Below are 24,735 nucleotides of genomic sequence, written 5' to 3' on the forward strand. Positions count from 1 at the left end.
TGAGACACCATCCCGCATTGTAGAGGGCCATGCCCGATCGAACTCCCTTGCTGGCGACTCAAGAATCAGTCGCAGTCAGCGCCATCAGTCGTTATATCGCTCAAACACTAATATCCATCCAGGAAAAGCATCCCGAATGGATAGCTGAAAAATACAGGAAAACCCCCTGGGCCAAACCTGCTTTTCAGTCAGTTTTGATTGGAAAATTAACAAAAAATTTTAAAGTAGCCAGCGATACAGATTTGCTGCTGCTGACGGCAAAAAAATATCTCCAAATTCTGCTGGTTCCCGAATTCATCAATTCACCTCAATTCAGCAAATTATTTGCCAAAATTCAGCAGCTAGCCGTACCCCAAACACCACCAGCCCAATCACAAAACTCAGTTTCAGCAAAACCTCCAACTCCCACCGCCCACCAAACAAATTCGCTTCCTGTCGGCATTGCTATCTTGCTGCTAGATGTCGAAAACTTGCAACTCAACATCGAAACCGAAAAATTCCTCGAAGGAATTTCTCACTATCCCATCCAAATCAAAGTAGCCTTTGCCAACTGGCGCAGCATGGGCAAAAAAGATGCCGAATTTCACCAGCGCGGCTATCAACTGATTCACGTTCCCCCCGGCAAAGACAGCGCCGACTTGAAAATGGCAACAGTAGGCGCCTCAATTTTCGTACATTATCCCACAGCCAAGGAGATTTTTGTCTGTTCGTCCGATCGCGCCCTCACCCACCTCAGCAACACACTGCAAGCCCACGGACTAACCGTCTTTCAAGTCCGCAAGCAAATAGATAAAATCATAATTTTAAACAGCAAAACCGGACAAATGGAAACCTATTCCCTCGTAACAGTACCGGAAATTACACCTGTAGAACAATTAGTTATTCAGCTAAAAGAATTAATTAAAAAAGAGCAACAACGTACCTCATCTCAGTGGATAAAAATTTCTACACTTTCAGCTTTGTATCGGGAAAATTACGGCTTAGTCCTCAATCAAGTTGTTGCCAATCATTCCTTAGGTACTAAAACTAGGGATATATTTCTCAAATATCCCACAGATTTCGTTCTCCACAAACCCTCAGAAGCATCTCAAACTTATGTCACTCTTTTTGAAGTTAAATTATCGCCCCCACCCCCAATACTCAACAAAGAAAATCTCAATCACAACCAAGCAGCATCAGCAAGTTTGACAGATATCAATTCCTTAGAAGATTTGGAAAAAGCTCTGGTCAAAATAGTTGGCGACTTAACCGACAACTCTCCTCACAATTCTGTATTTCTCTCAAATGTTGGCAGCGAATTTCACAAACAATACGGCAAACAAATCACCCAAATAATTAAAGAGTTTAATCTCGGTAGAAAGTTTCCTAAATTTTTACAATCCTGCACTTCTCTCGAATTAAAAAAAACCGAAAAAGGTTGGCAAGTTTCCCTAAATTAATTATTGGTTATTGGTTATTGGTTATTGGTTATTGGTTATTTGTTTTCCATGCCCAATTGCCAATTGCCAATTGCCAATTGCCAATTCCCAATTGCCAATTCCCAATTCCCCATTCCCAATTCCCCATTCCCAATTCCCAATTCCCAATTCCCAATTCCCCATGCCCCATGCCCCATGCCCCATTCCCCATCCCTCCGCTTCGCTTCGCCCAATTCCCATAACTTGAGTTATCATACAATCTGGACGTAAAGAAATGTAAAGGGATATGCAGGACAAAGTTGTAGTTGTGGTGGGTGCGACTGGCGGCATCGGTTCAGCAGTAGCCCGAAAACTCGCCGACGCGGGTGCGACGCTAGTGCTCGCCGCCAGAGACAGCACCAAATTAGACGCTTTAGCCAGCGAAATTTCGACAACAGAGGTACTGTGTGTACCGACAGATATCACCGATTTGTCGCAAGTCGAGACGCTGATGCAGAAAGCTGCGGGGCATTTCGGGCAAATTGATGCCCTCGTAAACGCTGCCGGTGCGGGAATTCTCAAGCAGTGGAACAAGTTAGAACCCGCTGATTTAGATGCGATGCTTGACTTGAACTTGAAAGGCAGTTTTTACACATCTCAAGCAGCCGCAAATGTGATGAAAGACCGCAAATCCGGTCACATCTGCAATGTCATCGGGATTTTGGGCAAGCATTCGATGGCGATGGGAACGGCCTATTGTGCTTCAAAGTTTGGGGTAGTTGGTTTTAGCAAGTGCATGGCAGATGAGCTGCGACGCTACGGCATTAAGTTTACGCTATTCTATTTTGGTGGGGTGGATTCTCCGTTTTGGGATAATGTGAGTTTGAAGGTAGATAGGTCAAAAATGCTGAGTACCGAAACCGCTGCCAATGCAATTATGTTTGCTCTTGCTTCTGACCCGCAAGCTGTGCCACTAGAAATTAATATTCAGCCAGAAAGTCATTTGTTCTTTTAGTAATTTGTTTGGTGTTCCACACGCAAAAAATGAGTTTGTATGGTGCTTTCATAGCACTGATTTACCCAACTCGATACTTCCCAGATTTTAGAAAAAAGTTCAATCTTCGAGATTTATCTGTGGAGTAAATCTCATGGCTGATTCCTTCTAGTATCCCACAGACGATTTACCAGAAATAATTGGTTGAAAGCCTCTGGGTTTGGCGTAAAAATTAAAATTAGAGGATTCATTACTCCAATCTTCAGACTTTCATGTAGAGGTTGCCCTCTGGCTGTCCCAGGTCAACTGTCAACTGTCAACTGTCAACTGAATGAAGTAGTAGGGTGCGTCAGTCACTTCTGGTTCCCCACCTGAAAATTAGACTAATCGCTGACGCACCCTACAATATCGCAAGCGATCGCTCGTACTGTCAACTGTCAACTGTCAACTGTCAACTGTCAAAGTCATCCCAAACACCGTCTTTCTTTTAAGTGCCGATGTATTTCTGCCTTCAGAGGGAGCTAAGATATTCAATTTTTGGGTTATTATTAAGCGATTAGACAAAAAAACAATGAAAAATCTCCATTTCTCAGTCTCTCCCTTGCCATTTAACCGTGAAAATCAGCCGATTTTCAACTTTTCACGTTCCATTTTCAATTATTGATTATGGAGTTTGACCGCATTCAGTTTTACGTTGAAAATGCTCGAGTATCCCGCGACTGGTTTGTCAGCCACTTAGGCTTTCAATCAATAGCAGGTTATGCCAACAGCGACACTCGCACTGAGGTTGTCAGCAGCGGCAATATATGTTTTGTTTTATCTTCGCCTCTGACACCCGCTAGTCCCGCTGCTACTTGGTTGGAGTTTCATCCTCCGGGGATTGCCGATGTGGGCTTTCGGGTTAAAAATATCGAATTAGCGATCGCTAGAGCGCAGGTGGCAGGTGCTAAAATCCTGAAACCGATTCAAGAAGATCTAAAGGCAGGAGGCGGTTTTAAACTCGCACAAATCTCTGGCTGGGGAGATTTAAGCCACACGCTTGTTGAGCGAATTGGCGAGAATTCACTGCTGCGTGCTTCTTCTGGGCCGCCACTGTTGACTCTGATCGATCATGTAGTGTTAAATGTTGAATCTGGCGATTTGTCAAGTGCGGTTAGTTGGTATCAAAAAATATTAGGTTTTGAGCCGCAGCAAAATTTTGATATTCAGACTGAGAAGTCTGCTTTGCGAAGCCAAGTTATGGTACACGCTGAAGGTGGGGTGCAATTCCCGATTAATGAACCGGCATCATCTAATTCTCAAATTCAAGAGTTTTTGAGTGCAAATCGAGGGCCGGGAATTCAGCACATGGCTTTGCAAACGGATCGCATTGTGCAGGTTGTTGCCGATTTGCGATCGCGCGGTTTGCCTTTTTTGCCAGTTCCTCCAACATATTACTCGCAATTGCGGCGGCGGCAAAACTATTTGCCCGCAGATTGGCAAGCAATTGCAGCTTCCGAAGTTTTGGCAGATTGGCAAGAAGATACTCCCGCTGCGATGCTGCTGCAAATCTTTACCCAGCCAATTTTTGCCGAACCGACTTTCTTTTTCGAGATTATTGAGCGTCGAGTTACTTTAGTTAATGACAAACTGGTGCAAGCTGGAGGTTTTGGGGCGGGTAATTTTAGAGCTTTGTTTGAGGCAATTGAACGGGAACAAATGAAGCGGGGAAGCTTGATCGATGATTGATAAAACTTCCACTTTTGAGTTCATGCAGCCTTGTCGAGCAGCAGTGCAATATCCGTCCACCCGTAAGCAATTTCTTTGACTAAAACTCCAGCTCTACTTGTCTGTTGTTCCTCCACTTTTTTGCCTCCTAAAAATTCATAAAACCTGCAAGCAGAATTGTCTCCCAGTACCCAAGCCAGCATCGAGTTCAAACTTAATTCTGCCAATTTTGTGGCAACCGATCGCACGAGTTGTCGCCCAATTCCTTGACGCTGATATTCCTCCAAAATATAGATGGCAAATAATTCTCCTCGATAAACATATTTGCCCGTGCGCTCGCAACCGCCGGCAGCAAAACCTACAACTTGTCCCGAGTTATTTTCAGCAACGCAGACATAATCGCCAGTATTTTTGACGTTTGACAGGATTTCTTGCCAATTGTTTTCTCGTTTTTCATAGGACAGCTTGGCGAGGTAATCTGCCGGTATGATGTTTCGGTAAGCTGTCCGCCAAGTGTCGAGATTAACCTGTGCAATTGCAGGTGCATCAGCGATTTTAGCTTCTCTCACAATCATCAGAAAAAACTCCTTTCTCGCCCTGGCATCGTATTTGAGAATCTACGCAAACAATCCGATCGCGCCCTTCTAGTTTAGCTCGATACAGCGCGCGATCGGCCTCCCCAATCAACCACTCCAAAGATTGTTCAGCAGCGGGCACAGCACTAGCTGCGCCCATACTCGCCGTCACAGACTCACTTACCTTTGAAGCTTCGTGGGGAATTGCCATAGCATTCAAATCGCTGCGAATTGATTCAGCTACCCGCATTGCTCCCTTAGCATCAGTCCCGGACAAAATTACTGCAAATTCTTCCCCACCGTAGCGAGCCGCTAAATCACCTCCCCGGTGAGCGTTTCTGTCTAAAATTTCAGCAACTTTTTTGAGACATTCATCGCCTCCTTGATGCCCGTAGCGATCGTTGTAAAGCTTAAAAAAATCTAAATCGATCAAAATTAAAGACACTGGCTGTTTCTCTCTAGTCATCCGCTGCCATTCTGATTGCAATGTTTTGTCAAAACAGCGACGGTTAGCAATCTGAGTCAAGCCGTCCACAGATGCGAGTCTGTGCAATGCCTGATTAGCAGATTCTAATTCTAATTTAGCCTGTTCTAATGCTACATTTTGCTGAGCCAATTTTTCACTTTGCTGTTTTTCTTGCTCGTACAAAAACCGGATGGAAGCTTCAGCTTCTTGCAATTCTTGCTCCGCATATTTGCGCTTGACAAACTGTCCTAATTGGGAACCTATTGCCGCCATCATTTGCAGTAAGTCTTCATCCGACGGCTGTTTTTCCCGGCAGAAAAAAGTCATTACCCCTACAACTTGACCGCTAGCACGAATTGGGAAACCGAAGGCCGATCGCAATCCTGCTTTAGCAGCTAAGTGCGATCGCATAAAATTGCCATCCTTAAGAAGATCCGTAATCCATTGCGGATAACCGGTGTTCCACACTATTCCCGGTAAACCCGTACCAGGCTCTAGGGTAATCTGCTGGCAATTTTCCACAAACTCCCCAACTTCACTTCCCCGCCGCCAAACTCCCACTCGAAGCAAAAAAGGGAGAATATCTTCAACGTTACTATCTGGTGCAGCAAACAAAAATGGTATTCGATCGTGCGTATCTTCGGCATCAAACTTAGTATGTTTTTCATCCACAGGCGTCCAAAGTTCACCGATATCCCACCCCAAACTTTCACAAATAGCTTGCATAATTTTCGGAGTGGCGCTCTCTAAAGAACCAGATTCTGACATGATGCGAGCTACTGCATATTGTGCTGCTTGACGCTTTTTTGTCCGTTGTTGCTCGGTGATATCTCTGCCCACATAGACAAAATCTTGTATAGTTTTGTTGTCTGAGTGCTTGCTTTCTATACTTGTCTCAATAGTAGAGCAGGAAAATGCAACTGTCAGCTTTGAACCTTTTTTAGTTGTACAAGCTACTTTTACTTGATGCCAAGATTCATTTTTTAGTTCAAGAGGTAGCTGACTGACTTGACGCAATAATTCCTCGTCCGCCGTAATCATCGAGATTGGTTGACCGATTAATTGTGATTCGGTATATCCAAACAATAGTTGGGTGGATTGATTGACCTTTTTGATTTCTCCCGCTTGCGTTGTCACCAATAAAATATCATTTATGGAGTTAAGAATTTTATCAATATAGTCGCGAGCGTTAGCCAAGTAATCGACTTTAATACTGTTTTCGTTGGCTGCTTGAACCATACTTTGCTGAAGAGCAGCAGTGTCTGTTACATCTTCGCAGAAAATAATTAATCTCTCAGGATTGAGCTGCTCTTTCTGACCAAAAATATACAAATCTAGATAAAAATAAGAGCCATCATTTAAAACTCTGGTAACAGATTTTAATTGGAAACTTGGCTGTCGTTGTTCTAGAATATCGTCTAGCAGTTCTTCAATTCCGATCAGTTCGGGAAAACTATCGCGCACATCTTTGCCTTGTTCCAATTCATCAGGAATTTGGGCAAAATCTTGTACGTTCAAGGATGTTTCTTGAATCTTCAGTTCCCGATCGACTGCAAGGTATTCAATGCGACGCAAGGATAACAATTTGTCAAGCAGATTGTTAATGTTTTGGGAGCTAATCTGTAAACTTAATTTGGGAAGCATCTCGTTATTATAAACCATCAGACTCTAGGGTTAGCAGATAAAATTAGTTGTTGTTTTGGTGCTTGCTATTTCTCATAGAAATTTTGATTCTGCTGGATGCCAGCAACTATTCTCGCTGGCTAATTTATCGACACAATAAATTTGGGATTCTCCAAGCTTTTTTTTATTTAAAATTATTACTTAGACCAACTTTTTTGTGAGCAAGCGCAGTCAAAATCAGCCTCTATTGAGGTTTGGATTTATTAACAATACCTAGCGGTTGGCCGTATTTGTACAGCAAATTTTAAATTGTAGATTCCCTGATAATAGGGAGCATCTCATTTTGGCAAAAAGCTTTTTTTTGTTGTAGTGAGAGCTTAAGAGCTCGCTTTGTTTTAACAGCAAGCGAGCGGGGACAGCACTACAAAATCAAAACTGAGATGCTCCCTGATAATATTTGTTACAACCGCTACAGTTGATGATTGGCACAGTTGAATTAAACTATTGCCTTTAATTAGCACCATTCCTATAGACACTACCTCCCCTGGGTATTTGTGTCAAGTTTTGTAAAGGATCTGTGACATTAAAGTGATATAATCTCTAACAATTTGTATAAAATTTTCAAAATACTCTGCTCAATGCTGAGACTTATCACCGACTTTGACGGCCCGATTATGGACGTGTCCGATCGCTATTACGGAGTTTACCAGCAGTGTCTGGCCGAGACTCAGCGTGAGGGCCAAACAGTGCACGAACTCCCAAAAGCCGAGTTTTGGGACATGAAGCGGGCGCGGGTTCCCGAAACCGAAATCGGCATTCTCTCAGGATTAGACGCAGCCCAAGCCCTCGAATTTGCCCAGAAACGGCGTCAAACTGTCCACACGCTGCCGTTCCTGATTTACGATAAACCAGCCCCTGGAGCCGTGGAAACCCTGGAAAAGGTGCAGCGCGCTGGAATAGACTTGGCGGTGATGACTATGCGTCGCGTCAGGGAACTAGACGAGGCTTTCAACCGCTGCAATTTAGGGCATTTTTTCCCAGAAAACCGTCGCTATTGCCTCCCCAACGATTACGTCAAAACCGGGGATGTCAAAGATAAGCCCCTGCTGATGGCAAAAGCTCTCGCTGAACTGCCGCCTGCTTCTGAGCTTTGGATGGTGGGGGATACGGAGGCGGATATTATAGCAGCAAAAACTCACGGTGTCAAGGTAATTGGTGTTTTGTGCGGCATTCGCGATCGCACCCAACTAGAAATGCACCAACCGGATTTAATTGCTAACAATTTGAGCGAAGCTGTTGAGATTATTTTAGGATAGTTATTAGTCAGTTGTCAGTTGTCAACAGTTATCAATCATTAGTCAACAGTCAATAGTCATTAGTTATTGTTAATTAGTAATTGGTAATTGGTAATTGGTAATTGGTAATTGGTAATTGGTAATTGGTAATTGGTAATTGGTAATTGGTAACAATCAACTAACTACTAACACCTAAGAGCTACGAACCAACCAATAACAATTAACCAATAACAATAATTAACAACTGCCAACTGTCAACTGCCAATTGTCAACTGTCAACTGACAACCGACTATCGCAGAAAACTGCTGACCAGCCAAAGAATTAAAAACGTAAACAAAGCGATAAATTTCTCTGTTGTGATAAATGCCGTACTGAGCAAAGGGCCCATAAGACCTCCCAGCACCAAGCCTATAACCAAGCCAGCCACAGTCAGCAGCACAGCCCGACCAAATTTTTGTTCCTTGCGATTAAGAAAATAAAGACAAGAGCCGACCCCAAGAGCCAGAGTCAACTGTAGTAAAGAATCGTTAGCCGCTGGATAAATACTCAGTCCGCCCAATCCCACATAAACTCCAGCCGGCCACAAAATATCGGCTCGACTAGGAGTATCGATCAGGCGCTGCAACCAAGCTGGGCTGCCGGACGGAGCAGATGGAGTAAAGCTGGCGGGTGGGGGAGCCACTCGTTCGGGAAAGCGGATGCGTTCGGGTACTTTTATTTTCCCTTCCTGTCGCTGGCGGAGGCGATCCATGAGGATCGCGTCGTAAGCAACTTCGATCGATTCCAAACGTTTCTTGTCGCCGCTGTGCTGCTCGGCTAGACGGGTGCGGGCCTCTTGCACTTCATCAAAGGAAGCATCTTCATCGACTTCAAGCAGTTGATAGGGAGTTTGCTCACTCATAAAAACACTCGGTAAGTGGGAAACTCAGCGACTTTAGTCCTGAGAGGGAAACGGCTCGGCGATTTCAATCGCCTTAAATCTTTCTTTATCCATTACCGCCTTGGAGTTGCTCGACTTGGTGTACTTTTGTAATGTACTTTCGATGGGACAATTACCATCTCAAATTTTACAACCCTGTACGCATAATGTTTGCTCTTTTGGAGCCTCCCTTACGGGGTAATGTTCGTGCAGACCTGGTTATAAAGGCTTGTTAGACCTGCAACACTGTAAAGCGTGACTTTAAAACTGTTTAATTGCAGATGACAGAGCCCGTCTGGTCAGAACAGCTTGCAATTTCTTACAAGCGAGCGTGGCGTTGACTCCCTGAGTTCCTGACAAAACTTTTTGGTATGCGGAAAACTCAGCGTCTTGAGACCTGAGAGGGCTGCAACGAAACGAGGCTAGAAGGTAGAAGGCATTCGGCATTCCGAAATAAAAATTTGTCAATCCAAAGATTGTTATTTAGATTGTGATTTTTTAAGCCGGCAATCTTAAATTTTACCTTGTGCCGAATGCTTTTAGCAGGAACTTGTGTTAGATGTGCTGACAATTCCCGACCACTGGATTTTTTTTAGTCGATCGCGGCGGTAGGAAAAAAAGCGAGCCGAGTCAGAATAAGTACAGAAAGGAGCGATCGCCACTTGAGAAGAATTAATTCCCAACTGCTGCAATTGCAGAGCATTGCAGAGGCGAACATCCAACCGTACCTTTCCCGGTTCTGGATCGGTCAACACAGGTGATTCGGGTAGTTGGTGTAAAAATTCCAGAATGCCGTCGGCTGTTGCACCAACTGCATTCTGAGGAGTAATCGTGGCTCCCAATTGGGCTGCCACTTCCACAGATACCTGGTAAACCTCTCCACCGATCGCCGGCCCGAGAGCAATCTTCAGATTTTCTAATTGACTGCCTTGTGCCACAAGTTGAGCGATCGCCTCTGGTAATATCTTAGCAGCAGTCCCGCGCCAACCAGCGTGAACGGCGGCCGCGAGTCCCGTGCCGCTATCAGCAATTAGCGCCGGTACGCAGTCAGCCGAGCAAACCCACAGCGCCTCAAAATCTCGCGATGCTACCAAGCCATCGGCCTGGGCATAGGTGGGGGTAGCTGTTTCCGGGTCTAGAGCCACAACTGGGGGCAATAGATCGGTTTTGAGTACGACATTGCCGTGTACCTGTTGGAGACGGTAAACGGGAGATCCTGGTGCTAAAACTTCCGTGAGATCGATCGGGCCGCGCGGCGAGAAATCGCGAGTAAAAAAGCCGTGAGACCATCGATCGAGCAAGCTGCAAGTCAGATAGGGCAAGCCTTCGGCACTCTGCTGCCACTGCCAGCTAATACCGTCAGGTTGTCCGGTACGTTCAGAGTCAGGAAAATTTGTCAAGCGATCGCCAGCTAAAGCCATGAAACTTATCCTTCCCCAAGTGAGTCATTTCCTTTGTATTTTAGACAATTAACAATTTTGCTACTTAGTTTAAATGGGCGATCGGCAAAAATTGGGGGAGATGGGGAGATGGGGAGATGGGGAGATGGGGAGATGGGGAGATGGGGAGATGGGGAGATGGGGAGATGGGGAGATGGGGGAGCTTAATTCACAGACACGAACGCCAAAGCGCTATTATCAATGTGGCCGTCACAGGCTAGTTGGCAGTGCAATGATTGGGATCGGAAAAACCAGGGTATCGATCGCGAATCGACACAGCATTCGAGCTGTTCGACGCGAAAAAAAATTGCCTTAAGCCCGTTCAATAGTTGACAGTTGACAGTTGACAGTTGACAGTTTGAGAGCGACCTCTACCTAGAAGAAAGAGGATTGGAGTAATGAATAGTCTGATTTTCATTTCTCCCGAGCAGGGTTCCGGCTTTCAACCAATTACTTCTGGTAAAATCAGTTAAGTCTGTATAAAGATAAGGATTGCCATACACTTCGATCCAGACCCTGCCAAAAAACAGATACTTGCTTTCCGACTCCTGTCGCCAGCAGCCCAAAACTTTAGACTAAGATTCCTCCTCCCAGAATTCAAAGCTGCGAGTAAATCTAAAATCTAAAATCTAAAATCTAAAATCGACTAATCTTCTTGCGCCCCCCTGTTGAGTTGGGAAAAAAAAATCGTGAAACCAGTTCCAGACAAGCAAATAACAGCCCAGTTGAACACCAAACAGCAAAAAAATCACCCCACAGGCGCCCGGACTCGATCGCGCCTTTTGTCCGAACGCTCAATGCTGGTGGGACTAGGTTGCCTTGCCAGTCTGGGACTGCTGAGCAAAGGCATAGTTTGGGCCCAAACTGAAACTCCGCCAGCAGAACAAGCCGTCCCCGGCGCAGCAGAACTTCAGCCACTATTTGAAGCACCTCTGGCGCCCCCGGAACCCGAAGCCCAAGTGCAGCGAGAACCAGATCCCGAACCCCAGGCAGAAGTTCGGGCCCCATCGCCAGATTACGTCACCGAACAACCTCCGGCCCAATATTATCTACCGGAACCCGCACTGATTCCCTTGCCAGAAGCGACGGCCCAGGAACCTCCTTTTGAAGCACCAGTTAACCCAGAAGCCCGCGCTGCCACCGACCAAACAGACTACAGTGTTGGCGCTACCAGCCAATACGAAGCGCCTACAACGATCGAGTTTGCAGAAAGATCGACAGGCTGCGAAGGTTCCGTGTCAGCAGGACAAGGAGTTGGCGGTTTGTGCGGGCCTGCCGCTGTTCCCGAACCCGTGACAGCAGAAGCAGCCCCTCCCAGTTACAGCCCAGAAAGGCCGATCGCCGGAGGGCCCAACTACAACCCGCAAACTCCCAGCACAATTGGCCCTTATATTGCCACCCCTCCTTCTCGAAATCTGCCACAAAGCCCCGGGACTGTTCCGAACCTTCCGGGCAATGTTCGGGGAACTGTCGCCGGAAATAATAGCGGAAATCCTATCAGTAAAGTAGGTCAGGCCGCTCAACAAGTAGGCAACCAGCTTTGGGGACAGGGCAACCAGTCGGAATCTGCTTACACACCTCCGGGCTACTCAGCAGACAGCGGATACCCAGCTAACCCCGGATACTCAGCAGATGCTGGATACTCGATTAACACGGCAGCCTACGCCGCTGGCCCACCCGAACCCAGCATGGGACTAGGGCCAGTGCAAGTCGGCGCGATTAGTGTCAGCAGCGGCAGCAATACAGGTTTTGCTTACTACAATCTCACGCCGCGTCCCTTGGGCCGGCCTGGAAATGGCAACACCAGCCTGCTGTTTCCGCTATCGATTGCTGCGGAAATTACTTCACCCTTTGGGTGGCGGACTCATCCGGTTATGGGCTACGGTAGGTTTCACACCGGAACGGACTTGGGAGCCCCGATGGGAACGCCCGTACTGGCCGCTTATGCGGGTCAAGTGGCGATCGCCGATTGGTTGGGCGGCTACGGTTTGACGGTGGTTCTCAACCACAGCAAACAGTCTCAGGAAACTCTCTACGGACACCTTTCAGAACTGTTTGTCAAACCAGGAGAGTGGGTGAAACAGGGTGATACGATCGGGCGTGTCGGCAGTACAGGAATGTCTACAGGGCCTCACCTCCACTTCGAGGTTCGGCAAATGACTGCTCAGGGTTGGGTGGCGATCGACCCCGGTGCTCAGCTAGAATTCGCTGTAGCAAAAATGATCGGCACTTTGGAAACCGCCAAAATACCCCAAATGCCAAAATTTGTGGAAACACAAAGCGCTAGTGCACTCAAGGATTTGGAAAACGATCTGCCCCAGCTTCCACCTCTGCCGCTGGGAATGGACATCGAAGTTCACAACCTCCAGCCGCCATTCCCAGAATTGTTAAAAACTGACACTTCTGCATCCAAGGATAAAGAAGCCTCCAAACCCAAAATTCAGAAGCAAGCTAGCAGATAGGTTTTTTATCAGGCAATACGCTTGAGTTAACACTGTTTCTTGCCCGGAGATCCCCCTAAATCCCCCTTAAGAAGGGGGACTTTGATCGAGTTCTTGTCCCCCCCCTTTTTTAGGGGGGTTAGGGTGGATCAGCCTTAACCCAAGCGTATTGTTTTATAAGCACTCAAAGTACACACTACAAACAATCAAATAGGTTCGTAGTGAGGACTTTAGTCCGCATCCATAGAAGGACTAAAGTCCTCACTACAAACAATCAGCAAGAGCCTCCCATAAAAATTGGTAAATAGTAGCTTATGCTAATAGCGCAGTATTTGTGGGAATTAATTTTATTTCTGATTATTATAGTCGGGCCGATTCCCCTAAGCTTGTCTCTGGCCTTCGAGAATCACAAGGAAAACAGTAACTATTCATTTCCTCATTTTCTCCTCGTACTTTTGACGGGATGGAGTCTTGCACAAATTTGTATAGGTTTGATTTTAGGAAGTGCCGATCGCCTAAATCTTGCTGCGGTCATTATAGCAGAAATGCTGATTTGTGCGATCGGCTTAATTCTGATTTATGCCAAAAACCAGAAATCTTTTAGCTTCTCGCAGTGGCAGATTCCCCAACTCAAGCAACCTCTGATCCCATCCGAACTCCTAATCATTGGTGCCACCGCATTTGCAGGATTTGTGTTGTGGGAAACCCTAGCAACTAAACCCACAACAAATTATGACTCATTGTGGTTTCACCTACCTGTAATTGCCAGATGGTATCAAACCCACTCATTTACATTCTTAGATGCCGCCGGAAATTGGATTTTTGAACACGAGCAAGCCCGAGTATATCCCTACAATTGGCACGTCTTGTCTGCTTTGTGCGTACTCCCCTTCAAAGAAGATTTTCTCACAGCTTTTCCCATGCTAATTGCCTGGGTACTTGAAGGAATTGCAGTCTATCTATTGAGTATAAAATTTGGAGCAACGAGATTTTATGGCATGGCAGCAGCATCTTTAGTATTGACAGTACCGATGATGCTCAACCAAGTTAACACCATTCACCCAGACTTACCGCTAGCTGCGATATTTACAGTTGCTTTATATTTAGGTTTATCCTATCACAGCAGCCGATCGCAATCCGAGCTATCCCTATTTTTGGCATCTGTAGGAATGATAGCCGGAATTAAAATCACTGCCCTAGTCTATGCAGCCTCACTTTTAGGAGGATTAGCAATATTAGAAATTAAAAGATTCATCGTTAATAAAAATTCTACACGAACTAATTTTAGAATTCGCCACATCAAACCAGTCTTGGTGTGCGGCATACTTTGCTGCTTGTTTTTAGGAGGTTTTTGGTATGCGAGAAACTTGCTGCATATCAATTATCCTGTTGGTGATTCCCGCGAGATTAACATTCCCTTACAGCCTGTTGCCCCACCGTCTCCAGTAGCATCCCCAAAACCTCCAGTAGCATCCCCAAAACCTCCGGTAGCGTCTCCAAAACCTCCGGTACCTGGGCCAAAACCTCCGGTAGCGTCACCAAAACCTCCCGTACAGCAGCCAACACCTACCATACCTGCGCCTTCAGCTTCGCCACTTTTGAAGATTTGGCAAAGCACTTTAGCCGCTCAATTTAATCCCAGTAATATTTCCCACTGGCAAATGTTCGGCTTGCAAGTCCTCATTAGATTGCAACTGCCATTTCTGGCGATCGCACTTCAGGTATTAGCAGCACCTCTGGCTGCGATCCAAGGTAAAACCAGAATAATCAATCAAAACAATATCATTTTAACCGTAGTTCTCGCCAGCACCGGAATTCTGTACGTCATTACACCTTACACCTCCGGGACTGCCGGAGAGGCGATCGGTCAACTCAGTCCTTTACTCGGTTTTAATCTCAGATACGGCTTTCCCTTTTTAAGCTTACTGGCGATCGCAGCAGCAGCAACCGCAACTCTGCTCAAAACTCGCAAGCAAGTAATTGTAGCAGTTGTTTTAATTAGCAGTATTTCCGGCATTATTAGCAACACAATTTTTGACCTAATTAAAAATGCTTCTTTTACCGGAAAGAGTATTGTTTGGGGAAGTTGGTTGATTGACAGATTTAAATCTCATTTTGCCGAAGCCATCAATCTGGTAATAAAAATATTAGCGCCCCGTTGGCCAGATTTAGGAATATACCCATTGATTTATGTTGGATTACTGCTACTAGCTGGGATTCTATTTAAGCGCAATCCTAGTTTAATTGGCTTGAAAAATCTACTCGCTAGCTTGAAAAAATCAAGTTACATAATGATAATTTGTGTCTGCATAGCATTGATGGTAAGTGCTACTTGGGTGGCGAGGGAAAAGCGAGATGTTGCTCGCGCCGAACTGTATCGCGGCATTTACGAATATATTGACAAAAATACAGTACCCAATGAAAAAATCGGCTTCTTTTTAAGTTACCGCAGCTACCTGTTTTACGGGAAAAATTTGGACAGACAAGTTTTATATGTGCCGTTTAGAGCCGATCGACTTCCGGCATGGATGGACAACCTCCACAAAAATAACATTAAGATGGTAGGATTCGGGCCCCTGACTGAGATGGACGAATACACCAAACTAGCTTTATCTTGGCTGACAAGTCCCGAGGGCCCGCTGCAACCAGTTTTCGGCAAAGATTTTAATACTGAGTCGGTACTGTATCGCTTAAAATATTAAAATATATGAGTTAGAATGAACACAACTAAAACTCTATTTTCAATTATAGTTCCGACTTACAATCGCCCCGAGAAATTAGCGCAGTGTCTTCAGTCTTTTGTGGAACTAGAATATCCGCGCGATAAGTTTCAGGTGATTGTCGTCAACGACAGCACCGAAATATCTGTAGAAAATACAATATCCCCTTTTCAAAATGGGTTAAATCTCACACTTTTGACACAACCCAACTCAGGCCCCGCAACGGCGCGAAATACTGGGGCTTTTGCAGCCGAGGGTAAATTTTTAGTGTTTACAGACGATGACTGTACTGTGGCGGCAGATTGGCTGCAAAATCTAGAAAAGCGATTTGTGGAAACACCAGACTGTTTGATCGGAGGTCGAACTGTCAACGCGCTGCCGGATAATATCTATTCTACTGCCAGCCAGCAACTGATCGATTACCTTTACAGTTATTACAATGCTATTGGCGATCGCGCGCAATTTTTCACTTCTAACAATTTTGCCCTTCCCGCTGAGGCTTTCCAGAAAATTGGCGGGTTTGACACGACTTTTTCGCTAGCGGCTGGAGAAGATAGGGAATTTTGCTTTCGCTGGCTCAATTTGGGAGGCCGCGCGGTCTATGCTCCCGAAGTTACAGTCTATCATTCCCACGCACTAACTCTGCGGAAATTTTGGCGGCAGCAATTCAATTACGGTAGAGGTGCTTTTTTGTTTGGGGAAATTATCTCGAAAAGTGGGGCTAAGGGGAAACGGCAACATCCGTCATTTTATCTGAATTTGCTAACTTATCCATTTTCCCAGGGATCGGGTATTCAAAAGCTATTAATTGCTGCTTTGTTTTTGGTTTCTCAGGCGGGAATTGCGGCGGGGTTGTTTTGGGAGAAAAATGTTTTTGTTGAGAAAGAGTTTGTCGATAGGGGGCGTCAGTTTTGAGCAGATGCAGACGGCGGTTGAAACCGCTTTTGACCTCTTACTCGTAGGCGAAGCCAGCGCGAAGCGCTTATGTGGCGAAGCGCCCGTCATCCGAGTAAGAGGTCAAACTACAAAAACGTAGGCGTTAGCCTTCCCGAAGGATAGTCTGCCTCCGCAGACTAAAGAGAATAACATAATGTTCGCCGCTCGTTCTTCAACCTGCGGAGGCAGGTTTTGTTTTTATAGACGCGGTTTCAACCGCCGGGTATTTTATGATTAAATACTCCGCGTACACCCGAAGATTACATAAATCCGTGTTCTGCTAAGAATTCAGGTGTAATTGTTCCCAAACTGTTCATGGCGGGGGTTTCTTCCCAGGGTTCGGGATGGGCTTCCCGGCCGCCGCTGCGGAGAAATTTGGCTACATATTTGCCGAGTATATCTGCTTCTAAATTGACTAAACTTCCCGGCTGCAAATAGCTGAGGTTTGTCTCGGAAAAACTGTGCGGAATTACGGCAACTTCAAACCAATTTCCGTCTGCATCGCAATCTGCTACGGTGAGGCTGATGCCGTTGACGGCGATGCTGCCCTTGGAAACGATGTATGGCGCAATTTGACGCTGCCATCCCGAATTGGCTGTTGGTGGGGCTGTAAACCTCATCTCCCAAGCGTTGGCGGTTTGGGTGGATGTCGCTAAGGTGCCGATCGCATCTACGTGTCCCGTCACAAAATGTCCGCCCAATTTGCTACCGGCGCGCAGCGAGGTTTCTAGGTTCACCCAAGCATCGGGGAATGCTCCCAAATTAGTGCGGCGCAAGGTTTCTGGGGAAGCGATGGCGACAAAACCTTGGGGCAGAACTTCCACCACTGTCAAACAAACTCCATCCACTGCTACGCTGTCGCCAATGGCTAAATCTTGTAAAATCTGATAGGAGTTGCTTGAGGTGCAGGAAATTTGGAAGTAATCGTTGCCTAGCGATTTCAGCTTTCCGAGAGATTGAATTAGTCCTGTAAACATAGTTATTTTTTGGTAGTCGATCGCTTATTTAAATCAAACCACAGTCACAAACCAGACGGAGGAGCTTTTGCCATCCCCTCTATCCCTATTGTCAATGGAAAATCTAAAATCTAAAATCGACAGTCCCAGATCGGTTGCAGATTCAGGCGAAGATCGAGTCATACTGGATTTAGGTGATCTTTATGTCCAAATTCTCCACCGCCTTGCAGTTTCTTAATTCTATGAGGCCGATCGAATGATTGAAATGAAAGTCGCTGGAATTGCCTTAGATGCAGCCACGCGCAGCCCTATTGTCCTATTGAGAGACGCTACTGAGCGTCGCGCTTTGCCTATTTATATCGGTCAGGAGCAAGCAAAGGCTATTATTAGTGCTCTGGAAGGCCACAAGCCTCCTCGACCTTTAACTCACGATTTGATGGTCAATTTCCTAGAGGCCTGGAGTCTTACCTTGGAGCGGATAGTGATTCACTCGCTGCAAGATAACACGTTCTATGCCGTGCTGATTGTCCGTCAGGGTGAAGTGAAAAAAGAGATCGATGCCCGTCCCAGCGACGCGATCGCCATAGCTCTGCGGACGAATAGCCCCATCTGGGTGATGGAAGAAGTCGTCGCCGATGCTTCTATACCGGTCGATCGAGATGCTGATGAGGCCGAACGCCGGGCCTTTCGCGAATTTATCTCAAACCTCCGCCCGGAGGATTTGATCAAGAGAAGCGGCTTGGGCCAAAGCGAAACTTCCTCCTAACAGATATGCGCTATCGACGGTTTGGCAAAACTAACTTGCACCTGTCCGTATTTTCCTTGGGAACCATGCGTTATTTGGCTTCTGAGGAAATTGCCTTTCAGACTGTACAACAAGCTGTATCTCAGGGAATCAATCACCTGGAAACGGCGGCGGGTTACGGTTGCAGCGAGGAATATCTAGGCGCGGCCCTCGCATCTGGTTTGTCTGTCGATCGATCGCGCTTCCACGTCACCACGAAAATCCCCCCAACGGACGATGCTGCTGCCACGGAACGCTGCATCGACTCGTCTCTCAAACGTCTAAATCTAGACTATATCGATTGTCTGGCAATTCATGGTTTGAATGCTTGGGAACATTTGGCTTGGGTGCGATCGCCCACAGGCTGCATGGAAGCTGTACGCAAAGCCTTGGCTGATGGCCGAATTCGGCACGTCGGTTTCTCGACTCACGGGCCTCTGGATCTGATTTTGGCTGCTATAAATACAGATTTATTTGAATTTGTCAATCTGCATTATTACTATTTTTTTCAGCGCAACGCCCCGGCAGTTGAACTCGCCAAGCACAAAGATATGGGCGTTTTCATCATTTCTCCGGCAGACAAAGGAGGGCAACTCTACACGCCCCCAGAAACTCTCGCACAATTGTGCTCGCCTTTCTCGCCTTTGGAGTTGAACTATCGGTTTTTACTGAGCGATACTAGAATTGGAACTCTGAGTGTGGGGCCTGCAAATCCGACAGAATTAGAGCAACCTCTAAAATATGCCGATCGCGACTTTCCCCTCACCCAGGCCGAAATTGCTGCGTTTGTGAGGATTGAATCGGTGATTGCCGATCGTTTGAAAACTGACAAATGCAGCCAGTGCTACGCCTGTTTGCCTTGCCCGGAAAACATCAACATTCCCGAAGTATTGCGGCTGCGGAATCTCGCTGTCGGGTGCGACATGACTGAGTTTGGCAAATACCGTTATGCTATGTTTGAAAATGCCGGACATTGGTTTCCTGGAAGCAAAGGCAACCGCTGCACCGATTGCGGCGAATGTTTGCCCAGGTGTCCCGAAGAGTTGGACATCCCAACTTTGCTCAAAGACACTCACCAGCGACTGAATGGCAAAGCGGGCAGGCGGTTGTGGGATTGAAACACAAGGTGACAGTTGACAGTTGACAGTTGACAGTTGACAGTTGACAGCAAAGTCTACCTGGAAGGAAGAGGATTGGAGTAATGAATCGTCTTCTTTTAATTTCTCCGCGGGTTCCAGCTTTAAACCAATTCTTTCTGGTAAAAAAACTAAATAACAAAATCTGGTTGAAGAGCCAGAAACTTTATTTCTATGACAATACCCCAGTTATTTTATGACTTTCTTCGACCCAGCGAGAGCCAACATTTTTCTGATGGGTGATTAACGGAACTCTCTCTAAAATCTCAACTTCCAAATCTCAACTTGATACTTCCAGATTAATATCCCGTGTCATCTACAAACGATTTAGCATCTACTACTATGGCTCAAACTCAGTTAAACGACAGCCAGCAAAACTGTTCGCAGCCTACTAATTTTGCGACTTCCGAAAGAAGATTGAAAGCAGTTTTCAGACCTGCCACCTACAACTTGTCTGTCACCAGAAAACAATTAATTGGATTGCTGGCTTTACAAATCATCTTGCCAGTCGGATTAACGGGAGCAGCACTTTGGCTAACATCAACTGTTGGAAGCAGCGAACTGCAAAATCAAGCTAAATCTGAACTGAGCCTTAGTGAAAGTAACTACAATCTTAAACTCGATCGCGCTGCATTCAGTTTGCAAAACTCCTCTGACAGCAAAACGATCGCCCAAATAGCCTCAGCTTATAACAGCGGCAAGAATATATCAAATTTGCGACAATCTGTCAAGGATATTTTGGAAACCCAAGTTAAAACAGGGGAAATAGACAGTGCTGTCTTAGTGGGAAAAAACGGGCAGATTGTAGTTAGCGTCAACCCCAACATCAAGGAAAAAAGTGTTAACCTGCAAAAAATAGTCGATCGAGTATTCGCTGCCAAAAAGCCAATAACCGCCAGCAAAATTATTGCCAAATCGGAACTTCAGAAACAATTGGTATCTTTGCCGCGCGCTGCGGGAGACGGTAGCGTTCTCATCCGCTACATAGCAACTCCTGTAAACGATCCCAAAACTAAGACGGTGATTGGTGTCTTAGTGTTAGAAAAAATTTTGAGCCAAACGACGGCAGTTGCTAGCAGCGAAACCATCAATTTACAAAGTGGCGGATATCGCGCTATCTACTCCGTCCCAACTGACGGCAAATTTGTGTTGGCAAGTTCGCAAATATTTACCAAAAATCAAAAGTTGCCAGATTTGCTGGCAGACAAATCGCTGCTGAAATCGGCACTCGCAGCCGCCGGCAAGCCTGTCGCTCAGGAAATGCGAACAGGCAGTAAAACTTATACAGTAGCTGCTCAATCCCTGGACAATTTAGCCGGAAAACCCGCAGCAATTTTAGTGCGGGGAATGCCACAAACTGATCTCGCATCCTGGTGGGGCAATAATTGGCTGCTAGCACTGTCTGTGGCTGCCGCCGCACCCCTGGCCTTAGCAGTAGGAGTCACCCGCCTCCTGGCCAAACCAGCTAACTCAGATTTATTAACAGCAGACGGGAATTTACGCTCTAACTCCACCGCCGAAGCGCACCCGCAATCGGGGAAGTGTGTTAGCGAAGCCAACGAAAAGGATCGCACTTCTGACAATTTATCGGAAAATTTATCTGACAATTTATCTGACAATTTAAATTTGGGCGAACTCCCCGGTTTATTCCTGAAACAACCTAATTTAGACAGTCAATTAGCGATGGATTTTGAGTATGGAAATTGTGCGGGCGATCGCGCGCAAATCACAAATCCCGAAATCTCGCTAACTGTCCCAACCCTAGAATTGGCCGCCAACTGGGGTTCAAACCACCCACAGCCGACAAATACAGAACCAGCAAAAAGCTCGATCGCCTTAAATCAAGTCCAGGAAGCTTGGCAAGACTTAAATCGCCTCAACTTGGAATTGCAGCGAGAAATACTCGAACGTCAAAAGGTTCAAACAGCCCTGCGGAAGAGCGAAGAACTGCTGCAAGCGATTTTAGACAACTCCACAGCAATGATTCACATCAAAGATGCTGACGGAAAATACCTGCTTACAAACAGCCATTTTGACAATTTGTTCCATATGGCAAAAGAACAAATAACTGGTAAAACCGACGGCGATATTTTTCCTCAAGACAAAGCATCAGTCTTGCGAGAAAACGACCTAAAAGTGATTGAAACCTGTTCGCCCCTAAGCATTGAAGAAGTCATCCCTCAAGACGACGGGCCGCACACTTATCTGTCTCTCAAATTTCCCCTCTGCAACTCCGAAGGCACAGCTTATGCAGTCGGTACAATTTCTACAGATGTGAGCGATCGCAAAAAAGCCGAACTCACCCTAGAAAAAGCCAAAGTAGAACTAGAAATAGAAGTCGAACAGCGCACGGCATTCCTCAAACAAGCCAACCAACTCTTGCAGTTTGAACTCGCCGCCCGAGTCCGCGGCGCCATTACCGTCAGACAAATGACGGCTCAAGTAGCCCGACACGCCAGAACAGTTGACGGCATTCTCGGCGCTTCCCTCGACCTAATTTTTCTAGTGGATCAGTCGGGAAGGTACACTTACGTCAGTCGCACCGCCGCCCAAGCTGCCGGCATGAACCCCAGAGAAATGATTCGCAAAACCTGGCAGGAATTAGGCTGGCCTCCAAACATTATGGAGCGGGTTCACCAACAGTGCGATCGCATATTTGTCACAGCCGAACCCGCCAAAGGCGAAGTAATCGTCCCCACCGCAGCCTGGGGAACCCGCGACTACGAGTACATTCTCAGCCCGGTGTGTGCGACAGACGGTAGCGTGGAAGCGGTGGTAGCCACGCTGCGGGATATCACAGAGCGCAAAGACGCCGAGGAAGCGTGGCAGTTGGCAAAAGAAGCCGCCGAACTCGCCAACCGCGCCAAGAGTGCTTTTCTGGCAAACATGAGCCACGAGTTGCGGACTCCCCTAAACGCAATTATCGGCTACAGCGATCTGCTGGTGGAAGATGCCGAGGAGGTGGGCAACTTAGAGGTAGTTTCGGATTTAGACAAAATTCGGACTGCTGGGAAACACTTGCTGCAACTGATTGACGACATTCTCGACATTTCCAAAATTGAAGCTGACAAGATGGAGATTTATCTCGAAAGCTTCGATGTTGGCGGCCTGATCGAGGAGGTGGCGACAACCATCAAACCGTTAATTGAGAAAAACGGCAATACCTTGCAAGTATTGAGTGCCGAGAATATCGGCGCCATGCACGGCGATTTGATGAAAGTGCGGCAGATAATCCTGAATTTGCTGAGCAATGCTGCTAAGTTTTCTGAGAATGGGGCGATCGTACTTACTGTCGAAAGAATTACCAGTGAAGAATTAAAAAATAAATATCAACCGCGAGTTGTTCAAATGTTAATTTTGGATGCTGAATATTTAGTTTTCCGAGTGACAGATACGGGGATCGGCATGACACAAGAACAGCAAGAGCGACTGTTCCAACCTTTCACCCAAGCGGACAATTCAACTACTCGCAAGTACGGCGGTACAGGTTTGGGATTGACTATCAGCCAGCGTTTTTGTCAGATGATGGGCGGTGATATTGAAGTTACCAGCGAGTTAGATTGTGGTTCTACTTTTACGGCTTTTCTGCCTGCTTCGTTGTTTAGGCGATCGGAATTTCAATAATTTTGTCGCAATAAATTATGATGAATCACCACAAATTCAGCCACCAAAATCAAGTTTTCCGGCGCAGACCTAGCATTTTGACAAAAAGTTTATGTTTGTTCCTAATTGCGAGTTCTACGTGCATCACAGCCTTGCTGTGGGGACAATATGCGGCGTTTTCCCAGCAACCAGTCTGCCCGAGTGGAGACGCTGCCAATTTCCCGTCGCCGCCGCTTTCGCAAGCCGAAAAGAGCACGCCGAGTCTGTGGTTGGCTCAAAAACAGTTTGGCGGCAAATTGCTCGATCGCTGGTTTGTCGATCGCAGCAACACATGGGTTATCATCATCGTCAACCGCCAACTGTGGAGTTTGCTCGATTATATGGAACGCTATCAGTTTGTCAACCGCTTCGGCGCTGCTTCTAGCGAGTACGGTTACAACCTGCGAGTTTGCAACCGTCAGGGGACTGCTTTGGCGGTTTATGCGTGCAAGGGCGATCGGCTAAGCTGTAAAATAGATTTAGAATCTCTGTCAAATCCGGGTCTTCGAGGCAAAATCAAAGCTTTTTAGTAGGGTGCGCCAGCAGCGAGAGATTTTCGGGATAATCGATAAATCAAGAGGTGACGCACCGTGCATTTGAGCTAATAAATGCGGTTTATAATACGTCGTATAAAAACATGAAAACAAACCTTGAGCTTCCTGCTGAATTAGAACCTTTTCGTCAAGAAATTGAAAGTTCAGAAAAGCCTGTTATTAAAATCACTTACGAACGCAGGGCGACTGATTTCTGGTCAAGCAAATTTGGCGGAGTGCCTTACTTGCCGAAAGGTTACGATTTCCCCACAGATAGTGAGGGAAAATATATGCACCTTTTGGCACAACTCAATTTTGAGGAAATCTTTGCCCAAGTGCCATATTTAGCGCTTTTCCCCCAAAAAGGAATTTTGCAGTTTTATATCGGTGACACAGATTTGTATGGTATGGATTTAGACAATTTGGACAATCAAAAAGATTTTAAACTATTGTATTTTCCCGAAATTGACACAAATAATTGTCAAACAGATATTGTTTTTTTGTTGAATCAAGAAGTTAAGGGATTTTCACCTTTAAACTATAAATACGTGAATAATCCGCAAGAATGTTTGGCTTTACAGTTTAGTCCTGACAATGAGTGGGTTTGCCCAGAAGACTATCAAATTAATAACATTTTTGAAGCACAAAAAGTTAAACAATTCTTTGAGGTAATCAATGCAGATTATTACAAATTATTTGATTGGTATTATGCTAATTTATACGAAATTCACCATAAAATAGGGGGATACGCCTACTTTACGCAAACTGACCCTCGTGAGTATAGTCCGCAATACAAAGACCATAAAATTGTACTCTTACACATGATTAGTGATGATGAATTTCGTTGGGGTGATGATGGAGTAGGCAACTTTTTGATTCGTGCTGAGGACTTAGAAAAATTAGATTTTTCTCAGGTGATTTATACTTACGATTGTTGTTAAAATTAAAATACTAACTCTTCAACTCGCGCTATTTTTTTATTGTTCTAAGGTACGTTGTTGCGCTTCAGCGCTCTTTGGGGGACAGCATTATAAATGCAAAACTGCGATGCTCCCCACTATTTCATAGATTAAAAGAGCGCTGAAGCGCAACTACGTACCTCAACACGTACTTAACTTTTTACTGCTTGTTTTTTAGATCTATGAAAGAGCGCTGAAGCGCAACTACGTAC

At 45.9% G+C, this 24,735-nt stretch carries 18 protein-coding genes; 12 read left to right on the forward strand and 6 right to left on the reverse strand.

All coding sequences use genetic code 11. The features are described 5' to 3' along the window. Positions 1 to 29 precede the first annotated feature (29 nt). Entirely contained in the window at positions 30 to 1,439 is a 1,410-nt protein-coding gene (locus JGK36_RS21885) for an NYN domain-containing protein (protein WP_293184847.1), read from the forward strand. 21 nt (positions 1,440 to 1,460) lie between these two features. On the opposite strand, the gene JGK36_RS21890 is transcribed toward JGK36_RS21885, so the two are convergent. Continuing rightward, positions 1,461 to 1,673: a hypothetical protein gene (locus tag JGK36_RS21890; protein ID WP_293192728.1), complete on the reverse strand. Its 213-nt coding sequence runs from the start codon at positions 1,671 to 1,673 to the stop codon at positions 1,461 to 1,463. Positions 1,674 to 1,704: 31 nt separating this feature from the next. Here JGK36_RS21890 and JGK36_RS21895 point away from each other — a divergent pair, with 31 nt between their 5' ends. Continuing rightward, on the forward strand, positions 1,705 to 2,412 hold the full coding sequence (locus JGK36_RS21895; protein ID WP_293184845.1) for an SDR family oxidoreductase: 708 nt from the start codon (positions 1,705 to 1,707) through the stop codon (positions 2,410 to 2,412). Between the two features lie 645 nt (positions 2,413 to 3,057). Next, positions 3,058 to 4,119 carry a 4-hydroxyphenylpyruvate dioxygenase gene (gene hppD, locus JGK36_RS21900; protein ID WP_293192726.1) on the forward strand — a complete coding sequence of 354 codons (1,062 nt, stop codon included), beginning with the start codon at positions 3,058 to 3,060 and terminating at the stop codon, positions 4,117 to 4,119. 20 nt (positions 4,120 to 4,139) lie between these two features. Here hppD and JGK36_RS21905 read toward each other — a convergent pair whose 3' ends face one another. Beyond that, entirely contained in the window at positions 4,140 to 4,673 is a 534-nt protein-coding gene (locus JGK36_RS21905) for a GNAT family N-acetyltransferase (protein WP_293192724.1), read from the reverse strand. Further along, positions 4,654 to 6,783, reverse strand: coding sequence for a diguanylate cyclase (locus JGK36_RS21910; RefSeq protein WP_293198015.1), 2,130 nt, complete (start codon positions 6,781 to 6,783; stop codon positions 4,654 to 4,656). Before JGK36_RS21910 ends, JGK36_RS21905 begins: the two co-directional genes overlap by 20 nt. A 617-nt stretch (positions 6,784 to 7,400) precedes the next feature. Here JGK36_RS21910 and JGK36_RS21915 point away from each other — a divergent pair. Beyond that, the gene (locus JGK36_RS21915) at positions 7,401 to 8,078 is read left to right on the forward strand and encodes an HAD family hydrolase (protein WP_293184838.1); all 678 of its coding nucleotides are present in this window, start codon (positions 7,401 to 7,403) and stop codon (positions 8,076 to 8,078) included. Between the two features lie 269 nt (positions 8,079 to 8,347). Here the strand turns inward: JGK36_RS21915 and JGK36_RS21920 are convergent, their stop codons facing one another. Then, on the reverse strand, positions 8,348 to 8,959 hold the full coding sequence (locus tag JGK36_RS21920; RefSeq protein ID WP_293184837.1) for a CPP1-like family protein: 612 nt from the start codon (positions 8,957 to 8,959) through the stop codon (positions 8,348 to 8,350). 557 nt (positions 8,960 to 9,516) lie between these two features. Further along, on the reverse strand, positions 9,517 to 10,398 hold the full coding sequence (pgeF, locus tag JGK36_RS21925; RefSeq protein WP_293184835.1) for a peptidoglycan editing factor PgeF: 882 nt from the start codon (positions 10,396 to 10,398) through the stop codon (positions 9,517 to 9,519). 707 nt (positions 10,399 to 11,105) lie between these two features. Between pgeF and JGK36_RS21930 the strand changes: the two genes are divergently transcribed. The 3 genes from JGK36_RS21930 to JGK36_RS21940 all read left to right on the forward strand — a co-directional run bounded on the left by JGK36_RS21930 (position 11,106) and on the right by JGK36_RS21940 (position 16,492). Next, complete coding sequence (locus JGK36_RS21930) at positions 11,106 to 12,878, forward strand: M23 family metallopeptidase (RefSeq protein WP_293192721.1); 1,773 nt, start codon at positions 11,106 to 11,108, stop codon at positions 12,876 to 12,878. Positions 12,879 to 13,171: 293 nt separating this feature from the next. Further along, entirely contained in the window at positions 13,172 to 15,559 is a 2,388-nt protein-coding gene (locus tag JGK36_RS21935; protein ID WP_293198017.1) for a hypothetical protein, read from the forward strand. A 15-nt stretch (positions 15,560 to 15,574) separates the two neighbouring features. Further along, positions 15,575 to 16,492 (forward strand): glycosyltransferase, encoded by a 918-nt coding sequence (locus tag JGK36_RS21940; protein ID WP_293184831.1) that lies wholly within the window; start codon positions 15,575 to 15,577, stop codon positions 16,490 to 16,492. A gap of 281 nt (positions 16,493 to 16,773) precedes the next feature. On the opposite strand, the gene ribE is transcribed toward JGK36_RS21940, so the two are convergent. Next, positions 16,774 to 17,490 (reverse strand): riboflavin synthase, encoded by a 717-nt coding sequence (gene ribE / locus JGK36_RS21945; RefSeq protein ID WP_293184828.1) that lies wholly within the window; start codon positions 17,488 to 17,490, stop codon positions 16,774 to 16,776. A 235-nt stretch (positions 17,491 to 17,725) separates the two neighbouring features. Here ribE and JGK36_RS21950 point away from each other — a divergent pair, with 235 nt between their 5' ends. The 5 genes from JGK36_RS21950 (at position 17,726) to JGK36_RS21970 (ending at position 24,505) form a co-directional block, all read left to right on the forward strand. Continuing rightward, positions 17,726 to 18,235 carry a bifunctional nuclease family protein gene (locus JGK36_RS21950; protein WP_293184826.1) on the forward strand — a complete coding sequence of 170 codons (510 nt, stop codon included), beginning with the start codon at positions 17,726 to 17,728 and terminating at the stop codon, positions 18,233 to 18,235. 5 nt (positions 18,236 to 18,240) lie between these two features. Then, positions 18,241 to 19,371, forward strand: a complete 1,131-nt coding sequence (locus tag JGK36_RS21955) for an aldo/keto reductase (protein WP_293198021.1) — start codon at positions 18,241 to 18,243, stop codon at positions 19,369 to 19,371. 327 nt (positions 19,372 to 19,698) lie between these two features. Next, positions 19,699 to 23,013, forward strand: a complete 3,315-nt coding sequence (locus tag JGK36_RS21960; RefSeq protein ID WP_293198022.1) for a PAS domain-containing protein — start codon at positions 19,699 to 19,701, stop codon at positions 23,011 to 23,013. Positions 23,014 to 23,030: 17 nt separating this feature from the next. Next, positions 23,031 to 23,561, forward strand: coding sequence for a hypothetical protein (locus tag JGK36_RS21965; RefSeq protein ID WP_293184820.1), 531 nt, complete (start codon positions 23,031 to 23,033; stop codon positions 23,559 to 23,561). Between the two features lie 107 nt (positions 23,562 to 23,668). Continuing rightward, positions 23,669 to 24,505: a DUF1963 domain-containing protein gene (locus JGK36_RS21970; protein ID WP_293184818.1), complete on the forward strand. Its 837-nt coding sequence runs from the start codon at positions 23,669 to 23,671 to the stop codon at positions 24,503 to 24,505. Positions 24,506 to 24,735 lie beyond the last annotated feature (230 nt).

It is taken from the genome of Microcoleus sp. PH2017_35_SFW_U_B, assembly GCF_020737865.1.
In the GTDB taxonomy this organism is placed as follows: domain Bacteria; phylum Cyanobacteriota; class Cyanobacteriia; order Cyanobacteriales; family Microcoleaceae; genus Microcoleus.